A 13,864-nucleotide genomic window follows, 5' to 3' on the forward strand; every position below is an offset into this window, starting at 1 on the left:
AGTGACGGTGGATCTCGATACGCCCACTGCGCGGGCTACTCGATCAGCATGCACGGGGTCCACTGCGTGGGCTACTCGATCAGCAAGGCTCTCTCACGCCGCGAGGTGGAACGTGCTCGCGAAGCGCCCGAGCAGCGCGTCCCGCCCGCGGAGCACCGTGACCGCGCCGGTCGCGATGGCCCGCTCCGGCGCGAGCTCGCCCGACAGCAGCAGCCGGATGTCCGCCCCGGTCGAGAACGCCAGGTCCACCGGCGCCCCGGCGCCCGGCACCTCGCCGCGCGACACGTCCAGCGCCGCGCCGTCGACCCGGATCAGCAGCCCGGCCGGTCCGACCTGCGCCGCGTACACCGTCGCCGGCAGCTCGGCCGCGACCTGCGGGCGGAACGCGGTGCGCAGATCCACCGTCATCGAGTCCGGGGTGATCACCTGCTCCTCGCGCGGATCGCCCAGCGCCTTGAACCCCCAGGCGCCGAGCGCGAGCACGATCGGCTCGAGCTCGCGGCCGTAGGGCGTCAGCTCGTAGACGATGATGCGCGAGCGCGGCGCCCGCCGGATGATCCCGGCCGCCTGCAGCTCCTTGAGCCGGCCGGCCAGCACGTTGCTCGGGATGCGCGCGAGCCCCTGCGCGAGCTCGCTGTAGCGGCGCGGCCCGACCAGCAGGTCCCGCACGATCAGCAGGGCCCAGCGCTCGCCGACCAGCTCGACCGCGCGGGTGAGCGCCGAGTACTGCCCGTAGTCGCGTGCGGCCATCGCCCTCAGGCCTGCTCGCCGGTGAACGCCTCCGGGCCCTGCGCCGCGGCGACCGGGTCCATCCAGCCGAACTCGAGCAGGTTGCCGTCGGGGTCGGAGACCTGGCGCTGGTACATGAAGCCGTAGTCGGAGGCGGGCCGCGACTCGGAGCCGCCCGCGGCGAGCCCGGCGGTGACGGTGGCGTCGACGGCCTCGCGGGTGTCGAGGAAGATCGCGGTCGAGACGGAGGGGTTCACGGCCGGGTCGCCGATCGGCAGGTCGCTGAAGGTCTGGAAGTACTCGCGCACCAGGATCATGAAGTAGTTGTGGTCCTCCTCCACCACGACGCAGGCCGCGTTGTGGTCGGAGAACGCCGGATTGATCGAGAAGCCGAGCGCGACGTAGAACGCCTTCGCGCGCTCGAGGTCGGTGACGGGCAGGTTGACGAACATCGAGGGCATGGCGGTCTCTCCTTCTCGGCGGAGCCGCGGACTGCGGCGTCTGCGCTCATGCTTGTGAAAAACAAGTGTCACGTCAAGAGGCGGACCCTAGACGCCGCGACCGCGCGGCCGCCTCCGGCTCGCGCGGCGACCTCCGGCTCGCTGTCTCGTCCGGTCTCACGTGCCGAAGGTGATCAGGCGAGCCGGAGTCGCCGCGGGCCACCGCCGGCTCGCCTGATCGCCTCCGGCTCGTCGTTTCCGCGGGTTTCCGCGTGCCGAGGGTGGTTCCGCGTGCGCGAGTAGTCCGGGGCTACCTCCGGCTCGTGAGATCACGGCCAGCTCGTCGTTTCCGCGGGTTTCCGCGTGCCGAAGGTCGTTCCACGAGCCCGAGGTGCTGCGGAGTCGCCTTCGGCTCGCGCGATCAGCTCCGGCTCGTCGTTTCCGCAGGTTTCCACGAGCCGAGGGTGATTCCGCGTGCCCGGGCAGTCCGGGGCTAGCTCCGGCTCGCGAGACCGCGTCCGGCTCGCGGTTCCGCGCATCTCCGCGTGCCGAGGGTCGTTCCGCGTGCCGGATCCGTGCGGAGTCGCCCGAGGTCCCGGCGGATCTCGAGCTCGCACGTCTCCGGCTCGCGGAATCCGCTCCGGCACGTCGTTTCGTCCGGTTTCCGCGTGCCCGAGGCCGTTCCGCGTGCCGGACGTCGCCCGGCGTCACCTCCGGCTCGCGGGAGTCGCTCCGGCTCGCGATTCCGCCTCGTTTCGACGAGCCGAGGGAAATTCCGCGTGCCGGAGTTCGCCTGGTGCGGCCTCCGGCACGCGGAAGCACCTCCGGCTCGCGGTTCCGGCTCGATGCCGCGTGCCGAGGCCGATTCCACGAGCCGAACCTCCTCCAGGACCCGCCGCAGCCGCATGAAGAGAGCGCTCTCACAAACCCTTGACCTCCCCGCAGCCCGCTCCGTATGCTCGCCTCACACCTTGTGAGAGCGCTCTCACACGCGGCAGCACAGCACCGTGGGAGCGCCCCCAGGGGTGCCCTGACACCCATCACGAAGGAGTGACCGTGCTCGAATCACGACGCGCCAGGATCGCCACGGCGATCGCCGGCGCCGCCACCCTGGCCCTGCTCGTCTCCGGCTGCTCGTCCGGATCCGGCGCGGCCGAGGACGGCGACATCGAACTGACCGTGACCACGTTCGGCGCCATGGGGTTCGACGACCTCTACGCCGAGTACGAGGCCGCCCACCCGGGCGTCACCATCGTCCCGAACAACATCGACACCGGCGGCAACGCCCGGACCGACGCGTTCACCAAGCTCGCCGCGGGCTCCGGCCTCGCCGACGTCGTCGCCATCGAGGAGGGCTGGCTCGGCTCGATCATGGAGGTCTCCGACCAGTTCGTCGACCTCCGCGACCACGGCATCGAGGACCGCAAGGCCGACTGGGTCGACTGGAAGTACGAGCAGGCGGTCGACCCCGACGGCCGCGTCATCGGGTACGGCACCGACATCGGCCCCGAGGGCCTCTGCTACAGCACCGCCGCCTTCGAGGCCGCGGGCCTGCCCACCGATCGGGCCGCCGTCGCGGAGCTGCTCGGCGGTGCGGACGCGACCTGGGAGGACTACTTCGCGGTCGGGAAGCAGTACCACGACGCGACCGGCAAGGCCTGGTACGACCAGTCCGGCTTCGTCTGGAACGCCATGGTCAACCAGCTCCCCGAGGGCTACTACACCGCCGACGGCGAGCTGAACATCGACGGCAACGCCGAGCTGCAGGAGCGCTGGGGCTGGATCACCGACGGCGCCGCCTCCGGACTCTCGGCCGCGCAGAAGGCCTGGGACTGGAACAAGGGCAAGTCCTTCAATGACGGCACCTTCGCGACCTTCGTCTGCCCGGGCTGGATGCTCGGCCAGGTGAAGGCGCAGGTCGAGGCCGGCGGCGGCGACCCCGAGGCCACCGGCTGGGACTTCGCCGACGTCTTCCCCGGCGGCGCGGCCAACTGGGGCGGCTCGTTCCTCTCCGTCCCGACGCAGTCGAAGCACCCCGCCGAGGCCGCCGAGCTCGCCTCGTGGCTGAGTGAGCCGGAGCAGCAGATCGCCGCGTTCGACGCGACCGGTCCGTTCCCGAGCACCGTCTCCGCCCAGGAGCAGCTCGCCTCCGCCGCCGCGCCCGACCCGGCGCTGAACGGCTCGCCGACCGGCGCGATCCTCGCCGAGCGCGCCCAGGGCGTCGTCGCTCAGTACAAGGGACCGGACGACTCGCTGATCCAGGAGAACGTCTTCGGCCCGGTGCTGCAGAAGGTCGACCGCGGCGAGCTCGACGGCGACAAAGGCTGGGACGAGGCGCTCTCGCTCCTCGACGAGCTGGTCGACTGACCCGCTCCCCTCAGACAGGGCCCCCGTCCGGTAGCAGGCCGGGCGGGGGCCCTCCCTCCCCCTCCGATGAACGAGTCCCACGACGAGAGCGACCCATGACGAGCACCCTGACCCCGCCGACCGCATCGGCCGCGCCGCCTCCCGGCCGCCGCCCCGCGCCCCGCCTGCCGCTGACGGCCAAGCAGCGGATGAGCCGCTTCGACGTGAAGGCGTCGCCGTACCTCTACATCTCGCCGTTCTTCCTGCTCTTCGCGATCACGGGAGCCTTCCCCCTCGTCTACACGCTGGTGGTCTCGCTCTACGACTGGCAGCTGCTGCAGGGCCAGGGCGACTTCGTCGGCCTCGGCAACTTCGCCGCGGTGCTCGGCGACCGCTTCTTCTGGAACTCGATCGGCAACACGCTGAGCATCTTCCTGCTCTCCACGATCCCGCAGCTCGCCGTCGCCCTGGTGCTCGCGGCGGTGCTCGACCAGTCGCTGCGCGCCCGCACCTTCTGGCGGATGAGCGTGCTGCTGCCCTACGTCGTCTCGCCCGTCGCCGTGGCGCTGATCTTCTCGAGCATCTTCGGCGACCAGGAGGGCCTGGCGAACAACCTCCTCGGCCTGGTCGGCATCGCCCCGATCGACTGGACCAACGACCGCCTCGCCAGCCACATCGCGATCGCCTCGATGGTCAACTGGCGCTGGACCGGCTACAACGCGCTCATCCTGCTCGCCGCGATGCAGGCCGTGCCGCGCGATCTGCACGAGTCGGCCGCGCTCGACGGAGCGGGCTCGTTCCGCCGCTTCACCTCGATCACCATCCCGAGCATCCGGCCGACCCTGATCTTCGTGATCATCACGGCCACCATCGGCGGGCTGCAGATCTTCGCCGAGCCGCGCCTGTTCGACGTCTCGAACGCCGGCGGCATCGGCGGCTCGGACCGCCAGTTCCAGACGACGGTCCTCTACCTCTGGGAGATGGCGTTCTTCCGGCAGAACTTCGGCGAGGCGGCGGCGGTCGCCTGGCTGCTGTTCCTGCTGATCGTGCTGATCGGACTGGTGAACTTCGCGATCTCGCGGCGGATCGCGTCCGTCGAGAACCGCGTGAGAACGCGCACGCGCCGACCGGCGCAGAAGGTGAGCGACCGATGACCGCGACGATTCCCACCGCTCCCGCCGCTGCGCCAGTCGCGGCCGAGCCCGAGCGTCGCGCCCGGCGCCCGCGCTCCTCCGGCGCCGGCCGTGTCGACCGACCCGGCTTCCTCACCTACGGCCTGCTCAGCGCCTTCATCCTCGGCTCGACCTACCCGCTGTGGTGGTCGTTCGTGGTGGCCAGCGGGAGCAACGCGACCCGCGGCGAGACGCTGCCGCTGATCCCGGGCGGCAACTTCCTCGCCAACGCGGCGCAGGTGTTCACGGCGATCCCGTTCTGGACGGCGCTGCTGAACAGCGTGGTCGTCTCGGGGATCATCACGCTCTCGGTCGTGTCGTTCTCGACGCTGGCCGGCTACGCCTTCGCGAAGCTGCGCTTCCGCGGGCGGGACGGGCTGATGATCACCGTGATCGCGACGATGGCGATCCCGACCCAGCTGGGCATCATCCCGCTGTTCATCCTGATGCGGCAGCTCGGCTGGACCGGGACCCTCGGCGCCGTGATCGTGCCGACGCTGGTCACCGCGTTCGGCGTGTTCTTCATGCGGCAGTACCTGGTGGACGTGATCCCGGACGAGCTGATCGAGGCGGCGCGGGTCGACGGAGCGAACCAGTTCCGGACCTTCCTGACCGTCGCGGTGCCGGCCGCGCGTCCGGCGATGGCGATCCTCGCGCTGTTCACGTTCATGATGGCGTGGACCGACTTCCTCTGGCCGTTGATCGTGCTGAGCCCGACCAACCCGACGCTGCAGACCGCGCTGTCGCAGCTGCAGTCGGGCTACTACGTCGACTACTCGATCGTGCTGGCCGGCGCGGTGCTCTCGATCATCCCGCTGCTCGTGCTGTTCGTACTGGCGGGCAAGCAGCTGATCGCCGGCATCATGGGCGGCGCGGTCAAGGGCTGACCGCGGGCGCTCAGCGCGATGGTGGATCTCGATACGCCCGCTGCGCGGGCTACTCGATCAGCATGGACCGGCCGCCGTCCATGCTGGTCGAGTAGCCCCGGAGGGGCGTATCGAGACCCGCCGTCCTCAGCAGGGCGGGTCTGCAGACTCGACTTCCGGCGATGGTGGATCTCGATACGTCCGCTGCGCGGCCTACTCGATCAGCAGGGGAAGCCCGCCGCACGGCCCGCTCGATCAGCAGGGGAAGCCCACTATGGCCGTAGTGCGAGCGGACCCCCGGAGGTGTCTCGAAGGGCACCCGCCCGCTCGGCTACTCTCGGGCCCGGGGGTCCACCGCTCGAGAGGCACGCATGAGTCACGACACCGCACCGGCCGCACCCACGCTCGAGGCTGTCGCCGCGCTCGCCGGAGTGTCCCGGGCGACGGTCAGCCGGGTCGTCAACGACTCACCGAAGGTGAAGGCCGAGGCGCAGGCCGCCGTCCGCCTCGCGATCGAGAAGCTCGGCTACGTGCCCAACCGCGCGGCCCGCTCGCTCGCCAGCCGGCGGACCCAGGTCCTCGCCCTGCTCGTGCCCGAGTCGATCGGCAAGGTCTTCGGCGACCCGTTCCTCGCCGCCGTCGTGCAGGGCGCCGCCACCCGCCTCGCCGCGACCGACTACATGCTCAACATCGTCATCGCCTCCGAGGCGACGCCCGACAAGACCCGCCGCTACCTCCTCGGCGGCAACGTCGACGGCGCCCTCGTGGTGTCGCACCACAGCGGCGACCACTCCTACGCCCGGATCGGCGCGAGCGTGCCCCTCGTCTTCGGCGGCCGGCCGCTCAGCCTCGACGACCACGACAGTCACTTCGTCGACGTCGACAACGTCGGAGCGGCGCGGCAGGTCACCGAGCACCTGCTGGGTCTCGGGAGGCGCGCCCCGGCGATGATCGCGAGCCGCCAGGACATGCCCGGCGCGATCGACCGGCTGGCGGGGTGGCGCGCCACCGTCGAGGCGGCCGGCCTGGACGCCTCGCTCGTCGAGATCGGCGACTACTCGCCGCGGGACGGGGCCGAGGCGATGCGGCGCCTGCTCGACTCCGGCCGCCCGATCGACGCGGTGTTCGCCTCCAACGACCAGATGGCCTCCGGCGCCCTGGCGGTGCTGCGCGAGCGCGGCTTGAGCGTGCCGGGCGACGTGGCGCTCGCCGGCTTCGACGGCGACTACTCCTCGGAGGCGGCCGAGCCGCCGATCACGACCGTCCGCCAGCCGGCCGCCGGCCTCGGCGACGCGATGGCGGAGGTCCTGGTGCGGCTGCTGGCCGGCGACGACGTCCCGCGGGCGACGCTGCTGCCGACGGAGCTGCTGATCCGCGCCTCGACGGTGCCGCGGAGCTGACTCCGCCGCACAACATCAGCTGAGAGCACCCGGCCTCCTCTGTGGGAGGAGGCCCACCCTTCTCAGCTGATGTTGTGCGGCCGACTCCGCCCCTCAGCCCGTGAACACCGTCGAGGAGCGGCGCTCGTACCAGTGCGCGAGGTGCTCGCCGGCGCGGAGGACGTGCTCGCGCATGATCGCGGCGGCGCGCTCGCGGTCGCCGGCGACGAAGGCCTCGACGATCTGCTCGTGCTCGCGGAAGTTCTCCTCGCGGTGGCGCGAGTTCTCGCGGAGGACCAGGCCCGAGACGTTGCGGGGGAAGGCGTCGTTGATCTCGATCAGCATCCGGCTGAGGCGGGTGTTGCCCGAGGCCTGGTAGATCAGCCCGTGGAACTGGTCGTTGGCGCTGCCGTCGCGCTCGGCGGCGGTGCCGGCGGCGACGGCGAGCGAGCGCTCGTACATGGCCGTGTTGACGGAGCGGAGCTCGGCGATCGTCGCATCGTCCAGGCGGTCGACCGCGCGGCGGGCGGCCAGCGACTCCAGCTCGGCGCGCACCTCGTAGGCCTCGCGCACCTCCCACGGCACCGGCACGCGGACGACGGCGCCGCGGTTGGGGACGACCTCGATCAGCCCGCCGGTCTGCAGCTGGCGCAGCGCCTCGCGGACCGGGGTGCGGCTGATGCCGAACTGCGTCGCGAGCTCGGCCTGGCGCAGCGGGGCGCCGATCGGGATCTCGCCGGACATGATCTTCGCCCGGATGCGGGCGGCCAGATCGTCCACGAGTGCGTTGTCGCCCTGGGTCGTCACGATGATCCCCTCCGATCAGCGGCCAGGTCGGCCGGGATCCAATCATGGCAGGCATTGGATCCCACGCGAGGGTCGGTGTCGTCGAACGGCGAGCCCACTCCTGCGTCCGGCTTGACCCATGGATCCGCACAGCCCTACATTGGATCCAATGTTGCCCGCCGTGGTGACCGATCGAGGTCTGGAGGCCGGCGTGGACGTGCTGCTGGTCGTGATGCTCGCGGGCGCCGCCGCCTCCCTCGCGCTCGGCCTGGCCGGCTGGCGGGGAGTGGGCCGCGGCTGGCTCGTCGCCGAGGCGGCCATGCTCGCCGCGATGCTCGACGTGCACCTGCCCGCCCTGCACCTCCTGCCCGCTCCGCTCTGGTCCGCGCTGCTCGCGGGCTGCGCGCTCGTCGCCGCCCTCGTCGACCGGGTGCGCCGCGGCCGAGGCGTCCGGCGGCACGGCGCCGACGCGCTGCACGCCGTCGGGATGCTGCTCGCCGCCGTCCTCGTGCTCCTCGCCGACGCCGCGCCCACCGCGGGTGCCGGTCCGCTCGCGAGCGCCGGGCACGCGCACGGCGGCGGACTCGCCCTGCCACTCGGCGCCGCCGTCGCCGTCTACGCGGCGTGCACGCTCCGCGTCGCCCTCGCCGGACGCCCCGGCCGCCTCGACACCGCCCGGAGGCTCGCCTCCCTCGCCGCGCTCGTCGCCATGGGCGCGATGGCCGCGGTCGGCTGAGCATCCCGCCCCGCCCCCGAACAACACCCCCCCGCACCACACCGGAAGAAGGAGACGCCGCATGATCATCGACGCGTACAACACCACGCAGGACCGCCGAGGCCGCAGCGACTACCTCAGCGGGGTCCGCCCCGGCGAGCAGCCCCCGGCCTACACCCCGTTCGACCCCAAGCGCATCCTCGACCGGATGGACGCCGCCGGCGTCGACCGCGCGATGGTCTGCTCCCTCGCGCAGGGCATCGAGAACGACTTCCTGATCGACCTCGTGAAGGCGCACCCCGACCGCCTCTTCGGCTTCGGCCAGGTCATGCCGCAGTGGGAGAACGCGACCGACGAGATCCGCCGCTTCGCCGACGCCGGCCTGGTCGGGCTCAAGCTGCACCCCAGCCTGCACGGCTATCACGTCGCCGATCACGGGCTGCTCGACCCGCTGTTCGCGGTCTGCGACGAGCTCGGCCTGCCCGTGCTGATCAACGCCCTCGACGACGCGTTCTGCGCACCGTTCGCCATTGAGGAGATCGCCAAGGGCTTCCCCGGCGTGCCGACGATCATCGCCCACATGGGCGCGGTCTGGAACGTGCCCGAGGCGATCATCGTCGCCGAGCGCAACCCGCACATCTACCTCGAGACCTCGGCGACGCTGATGTCCGACGTCAAGCGCGCCTACGCCCGGCTCGGCGCCGAGAAGATCCTGCTCGGCTCGGAGTGGCCGGGCAGCGACTTCGACCTCGAGCGGATGAAGATCGCCAAGGCCATCCCCGACGAGGCCGACCGCGCGCTGGTCGAGGGCGGCAACATGGCGCGGATCCTGGGCTGGTCGTGACCGAGGGGGCGGAGTCGGGGCCTTCGGCGCCGGAGAGCCCGGTGCTCGATCGGCCGGTGCTCGACGGGCCTCCCGCGGGGATGTCCGCGCCGGACCGCGAGCTGCTCGAGGTGGCCTCGGCGATCCTCGACGCGCGCTACCGGACCGGCGTCCACGAGGTCGCGGCCGCCCTCCGGCTCGCCGACGGGCGGATCGTGACCGGCCTGCACGTCGAGGCGAGCGCCGGCCGGGCCTCCGTCTGCGCCGAGTCCGCCGCCCTGAGCGCCGCGGTCGTCGCCGGCTCCCCGGTCGTCTCGATCGTCGGAGTGCTGCAGCGCCCGGCCGGCTCCCGCCACCTCATCGAGCCCTGCGGCGTCTGCGCCGAGCTCCTCGGCGACCACGCCCCCGACGCGACCGTCTGGGTCGCCGTCGCCGACGCCTTCGCCCCGGTCCCCGTCGCCGCCCTGCTCCCGCACCGCCGCCGCCGCGCGGCCCGCCCGGTCTGACGGCCGCCCCCTCCACTCCGCAGAAGTTGTCGTACTCGCCCACCCGCTACGACAACTTCTGCGCAGTGGATCCGCCGGGCCCTGCGCTGCCACCGCCGCTCTCCAGAAGTTGTCGTACTGGGCGCGCGGGTACGACAACTTCTGCGCACCGGAGGAGCCGACTCTCCTCCACAAGCCGAGCATCCCGAGGTTTTACCCCGGGGAAACACGGCCGACCCCCGCCCGAACGATCGCCTGGCCAGACTTGCCGGGCGGACGACGGGCCTCGGCCCTCGCGCCGCCGGGGTCGTGGGGGCACCTCACCCGACCCGCGCACCACCCGGAAGGATCCACCCGCATGCTCGCCGTCTCCGGCACTCCCGTCCTCCTCGTCGTCGACATCCAGGGCGGGGCCGCCTCGGACCTGCCGACCCCCGGCATCCCCGTGATGAGCGGCCGGGCGGAGCGCACGCCCCGGGTGCGCGACCTGATCGCGCACTGCCGCAGTGCCGGCGTGCCGGTCGTCTTCGTGCAGGAGGTGCACAAGCCCGACCTGATCGACATCGGCCGCGAGCTCGACGGCGCCGAGGGTCCGCACTGCCTCGAGGGCGACCCGGGCACCGAGCTGGCGTCCTGGCTCGAGCCGCGGCCCGAGGAGTTCGTGATCCGCAAGCGCCGCTACTCCGCCTTCTTCGGCACCGAGCTCGAGATCGTCCTGAAGGCCTACCGCGCCGGCACGCTGCTGCTGGTCGGCGGCCTCACCGACGTCTGCATCCACTACACGGCGGCGGACGCGCACCAGCACGACTACGCCGTCCGGGTGCTCACCGACTGCGTCGCCGGCTCGAGCGAGCGCGCGCACGCCGCCACCCTGGAGGCGATCGAGTACCTCCAGCGCGACGCGCTCGTCACCGCCGCCGACGTGCACGACTGGCTCGACCGCCGGGAGAGCACCGATGCCTGAGCCCCGCACGATGCCGGACACCCAGGGGACAGCGGCGCCCCGCCTCCTCGTCGCCCGCGTCCGCACCATGGACCCCGAGAACCCGCTCGCCGAGGCGCTCCTGATCGACGGCGACCGGATCGCCGCGGTCGGCACCCTCGCAGACGTCCGCGCCGCAGCCCCCGCAGGCACCCCCGAGGAGCACCTCGACGGCACCCTCCTCCCCGGCTTCATCGACGCGCACTCGCACGCCCAGCGCGCGGGCCTGAAGGCCCTGCAGCTGCTCGACGCGGGCGCCGGCGCCGACGCGTTCTCGGCCGCGATGCTCGCCGACGCGGACGCCGATCCGGACGCCCCGGACTGGCTCGGCGACACCCCGCCCACCCCCGCGGACCGCCGCGCGGCCCTCCTGCGCATCCAGCCGCTGCTGCACGAGCTGGGCTTCACCGGCGTCATCGACCCCGCCGTCACACTCGACGAGCTCGCCGCCTACCGCGCGGCGCACGAGCGTGGTGAGCTGTCGCTGCGCGTCGTCGCCATGCCCTACCCCGAGCTCGTCACCGCCAGAGTCCCGGGCGTCGACGAGGCGCTCGCCCTGCTCGGCACCGTCGGCGGCACGACCGGCGACGGCGACGAGCTGCTCCGCCTCGGCCCGATCAAGGTCTACTACGACGGCGAGGGGATGAAGGGCCAGGCTCTCCTCGAGCAGCCCTGGCCCGGCGGAAGCCACGGCGTGCAGCGGATCGCGACGGCCGAGTTCGCGCGGCTCGCCGCGGAGTGCGTCCAGCGCGGCTGGGGCCTGGGCGTGCACGCGGTCGGCAGCCGCGCGGTCGCCGAGGTGCTCGACGCCCTCGAGGCGGCGGGCCCGCCCGAGCGGATCGCCGCCCTGCGCTGCCAGCTGATCCACGCCTACCTCGAGCCGTCCGCCGAGAGCCGCGAGCGCGCGGCCCGGCTCGGCGTCGTCGCCTCGCTGCAGCCCTCGATCGCCTGGAGCAACGCGGCCGGACTGACCGCCCGGCTCGGCGCGCGGGCCGACCCGGTGAACCCGATGCGCGACTGGCGCGACTCCGGCGCCGTGATCGCGCTCGGCTCCGACGCCCCCTACTTCCCGTTCGACCCGCGGCGGGTGGTCGCGACCGCGGTGAGCCGTCGGATGCGCCGCCTGCCCGACCCGCTCGGTCCGGAGCAGGCGCTCACGGTGCTCGAGGCCGTCGAGGGCTACACCCTAGGCGCGGCGCACGCGGCCTTCGCGGAGGACCGCCGCGGGATGCTCCGCCCCGGCTTCCTCGCCGACCTGGTGCTGTTCTCGGTCGACCCGGGGGAGTGCTCGGCGGAGGAGTTCGCCGGGGCGCGCGTGCTGCGCACGGTGGTCGGCGGGCGGACGGTGCACGGGCGCGCGGCGGAGGACGCCAACCAGATGTAATCCCGACGAAACACAATGGGATCCGCATTGCCATAGATTGGATCCAAGTTGAGCGGCCCCCCGAGCAACTCCGCCCCGCCCCCGATGCACCACCCGTACCCCTTGGAGGACAGCACCATGGTCAGGAAGAGCTTGCTCGCCGGCGTCGCACTGGCGGCCGTCGCGAGCCTCGCGCTCACCGCCTGCGGGACCACCAGCGCCCCGCAGAGCGCCACCGGCACCGCCGGCGCCACCGACACCATCAACGCGGAGCTCTGGTACGCGCCGTCCACCTTCGACCCCGCGAAGGCCTCCGCCGACGCCGACGTGACCGTCGCGCGCCTCGGCTTCGACACCCTGCTCCGCCAGGGCGAGACCGAGGGCTACATCGGCGGCCTCGCCACCGAGTGGAACGCCGTCTCGGCCTCCGAGTACACGTTCACCCTCCGCGACGACGCCACCTGCGCCGACGGCACCGCGATCACGCCGACCGTCGTCGCCGACTCCTTCACGTACCTCACCGGCCTCGACGACTCGGGCGCGCTGACCTGGAAGAACCAGGCCTTCGGCTCCGGCGACGCGACCTTCACCCCCGACGACGCGGCCGGCACGCTGACGATCTCGCTCAGCCAGCCCTACTCGCAGCTGCTCGGCGGCGTCACCCGCCCCGGCACCGGCATCATCTGCCCCGCCGGCCTCGCCGACACCGAGGGCCTCGCCGCGGGCACCGTCGACGGCGCCTGGTCCGGCCCGTACATGCTCTCGAACCTGTCGGCCGGCGTCAGCGCCGCCTACACGCTGCGCGACGACTACGACGCCTGGCCCGACTGGCAGGACGTCGAGGGCGAGCCCGCGAAGACGATCAACCTCACCGTGCAGTCCGACTCCAACACGAGCGCCAACCTGCTCGAGTCCGGCGGCGTCGACCTGGCCCGCTTCTACGACTCGAACGCGCTGCGCTTCGAGGACGACCCGGCCTACACGACCGTCACCTTCGCCAGCTCGGCCTACAACCTCGTCTTCAACGAGGCCCCCGGCTCCGGCTCGATCTTCGAGGGCAAGGAGGACCTCCGCGCCGCGGTCGCCCAGGCGATCGACACCCAGGGCTTCAACTCCGCCGGCCTCGACGGCCTCGGCGTGCCGCAGTACACCGTCAACGCGGCGAGCTACCGATGCGCGCTGGACGACGAGTCGCTGGTGCAGAAGTACGACCCCGCCGCCGCGACGCCCGAGCTCACCGGTCAGTCGATCCGCCTGCTGATGATGTCGAACTGGGACCCGGCCGCCGACTACCTGGCCGAGTCGCTCCGCGCCGCGGGCGCCACCGTCACCGTCTCGGCGCTCGATCCGGCCGACTGGTCGAAGGCCATGCGCACCGAGCCCGCCACCTGGGACGTCGCGATCGCCGCGGAGAACGCCGGCCCCGGCCTCATCCACACCACGATCGCCCGCTACCTCGGCCCGACCTACGCCGACGGCGGAACGAACGTCTCCTCCAGCGACAACCCCGAGGGCGTCGCCTACTACGAGGCCGCGATGGCCGCCTCGGACACCGAGACGCAGTGCGAGAACCTGCTCGCCGCCCAGAAGACGATCCTCGAGCGCGTCGACATGACGCCGCTGATCACCGACACGCACCGCTACGTGGCCCGCTCCGGCTTCGCCACCTCGGTGTTCTCGGGCTACTGGGACATCTCGGCCATGCGGATCCTGTCCTGATCCGCTGACGCCCTGATCCACTGAGCAGCCCACCCGAGCCGGACGACACGAGGAGACGA

General features: G+C 72.4%; 13 protein-coding genes. 10 read left to right on the forward strand and 3 right to left on the reverse strand.

Annotation, left to right across the window (positions count from 1 at the left end):
* Positions 1-93: 93 nt before the first annotated feature.
* Both EDF45_RS00180 and EDF45_RS00185 read right to left on the reverse strand, forming a co-directional pair.
* A complete protein-coding gene (locus EDF45_RS00180) occupies positions 94-750 on the reverse strand; it encodes a helix-turn-helix domain-containing protein (RefSeq protein ID WP_123734510.1) in 657 nt (218 codons plus the stop codon).
* A 5-nt stretch (positions 751-755) separates the two neighbouring features.
* Positions 756-1,190, reverse strand: coding sequence for a VOC family protein (locus tag EDF45_RS00185; RefSeq protein WP_123734511.1), 435 nt, complete (start codon positions 1,188-1,190; stop codon positions 756-758).
* 1,035 nt (positions 1,191-2,225) lie between these two features.
* Here EDF45_RS00185 and EDF45_RS00190 point away from each other — a divergent pair.
* From EDF45_RS00190 to EDF45_RS00205, 4 genes are all read left to right on the forward strand, one after another.
* Positions 2,226-3,536, forward strand: a complete 1,311-nt coding sequence (locus EDF45_RS00190) for an ABC transporter substrate-binding protein (RefSeq protein ID WP_123735516.1) — start codon at positions 2,226-2,228, stop codon at positions 3,534-3,536.
* Between the two features lie 95 nt (positions 3,537-3,631).
* Complete coding sequence (locus EDF45_RS00195) at positions 3,632-4,669, forward strand: carbohydrate ABC transporter permease (protein WP_123731616.1); 1,038 nt, start codon at positions 3,632-3,634, stop codon at positions 4,667-4,669.
* Positions 4,666-5,574 carry a carbohydrate ABC transporter permease gene (locus tag EDF45_RS00200; protein ID WP_123734512.1) on the forward strand — a complete coding sequence of 303 codons (909 nt, stop codon included), beginning with the start codon at positions 4,666-4,668 and terminating at the stop codon, positions 5,572-5,574. The genes EDF45_RS00195 and EDF45_RS00200 overlap by 4 nt, the downstream gene beginning before the upstream one ends.
* 350 nt (positions 5,575-5,924) lie before the next feature.
* The gene (locus EDF45_RS00205) at positions 5,925-6,953 is read left to right on the forward strand and encodes a LacI family DNA-binding transcriptional regulator (protein WP_123705885.1); all 1,029 of its coding nucleotides are present in this window, start codon (positions 5,925-5,927) and stop codon (positions 6,951-6,953) included.
* A gap of 93 nt (positions 6,954-7,046) precedes the next feature.
* On the opposite strand, the gene EDF45_RS00210 is transcribed toward EDF45_RS00205, so the two are convergent.
* Complete coding sequence (locus EDF45_RS00210; RefSeq protein WP_207901612.1) at positions 7,047-7,739, reverse strand: GntR family transcriptional regulator; 693 nt, start codon at positions 7,737-7,739, stop codon at positions 7,047-7,049.
* Positions 7,740-7,899: 160 nt separating this feature from the next.
* On the opposite strand from EDF45_RS00210, the gene EDF45_RS00215 reads away from it, so the two are divergent.
* The 6 genes from EDF45_RS00215 (at position 7,900) to EDF45_RS00240 (ending at position 13,805) form a co-directional block, all read left to right on the forward strand.
* Complete coding sequence (locus tag EDF45_RS00215; protein ID WP_148060196.1) at positions 7,900-8,454, forward strand: hypothetical protein; 555 nt, start codon at positions 7,900-7,902, stop codon at positions 8,452-8,454.
* A 61-nt stretch (positions 8,455-8,515) separates the two neighbouring features.
* Positions 8,516-9,277 carry an amidohydrolase family protein gene (locus tag EDF45_RS00220; protein ID WP_123731620.1) on the forward strand — a complete coding sequence of 254 codons (762 nt, stop codon included), beginning with the start codon at positions 8,516-8,518 and terminating at the stop codon, positions 9,275-9,277.
* Positions 9,278-9,318: 41 nt separating this feature from the next.
* A complete protein-coding gene (locus EDF45_RS00225) occupies positions 9,319-9,762 on the forward strand; it encodes a hypothetical protein (protein WP_207905689.1) in 444 nt (147 codons plus the stop codon).
* A gap of 337 nt (positions 9,763-10,099) precedes the next feature.
* Entirely contained in the window at positions 10,100-10,705 is a 606-nt protein-coding gene (locus tag EDF45_RS00230) for a cysteine hydrolase family protein (protein WP_123734514.1), read from the forward strand.
* On the forward strand, positions 10,698-12,107 hold the full coding sequence (locus tag EDF45_RS00235) for an amidohydrolase (protein WP_123734515.1): 1,410 nt from the start codon (positions 10,698-10,700) through the stop codon (positions 12,105-12,107). Before EDF45_RS00230 ends, EDF45_RS00235 begins: the two co-directional genes overlap by 8 nt.
* Before the next feature lie 117 nt (positions 12,108-12,224).
* Positions 12,225-13,805, forward strand: a complete 1,581-nt coding sequence (locus EDF45_RS00240) for an ABC transporter substrate-binding protein (protein WP_185020050.1) — start codon at positions 12,225-12,227, stop codon at positions 13,803-13,805.
* The last annotated feature ends 59 nt before the right edge of the window (positions 13,806-13,864 follow it).

This window comes from Rathayibacter sp. PhB186, from assembly GCF_003751825.1.
Taxonomy (GTDB): Bacteria; Actinomycetota; Actinomycetes; order Actinomycetales; family Microbacteriaceae; genus Rathayibacter; species Rathayibacter festucae.

Coding starts and splice junctions, on each gene's coding strand:
- EDF45_RS00180 (WP_123734510.1), bottom strand. CDS start 750: ATGGCCGCACGCGACTACGGGCAGTACTCGGCGCTCACCCGCGCGGTC.
- EDF45_RS00185 (WP_123734511.1), bottom strand. CDS start 1,190: ATGCCCTCGATGTTCGTCAACCTGCCCGTCACCGACCTCGAGCGCGCG.
- EDF45_RS00195 (WP_123731616.1), top strand. CDS start 3,632: ATGACGAGCACCCTGACCCCGCCGACCGCATCGGCCGCGCCGCCTCCC.
- EDF45_RS00200 (WP_123734512.1), top strand. CDS start 4,666: ATGACCGCGACGATTCCCACCGCTCCCGCCGCTGCGCCAGTCGCGGCC.
- EDF45_RS00205 (WP_123705885.1), top strand. CDS start 5,925: ATGAGTCACGACACCGCACCGGCCGCACCCACGCTCGAGGCTGTCGCC.
- EDF45_RS00220 (WP_123731620.1), top strand. CDS start 8,516: ATGATCATCGACGCGTACAACACCACGCAGGACCGCCGAGGCCGCAGC.
- EDF45_RS00230 (WP_123734514.1), top strand. CDS start 10,100: ATGCTCGCCGTCTCCGGCACTCCCGTCCTCCTCGTCGTCGACATCCAG.
- EDF45_RS00235 (WP_123734515.1), top strand. CDS start 10,698: ATGCCTGAGCCCCGCACGATGCCGGACACCCAGGGGACAGCGGCGCCC.
- EDF45_RS00240 (WP_185020050.1), top strand. CDS start 12,225: ATGGTCAGGAAGAGCTTGCTCGCCGGCGTCGCACTGGCGGCCGTCGCG.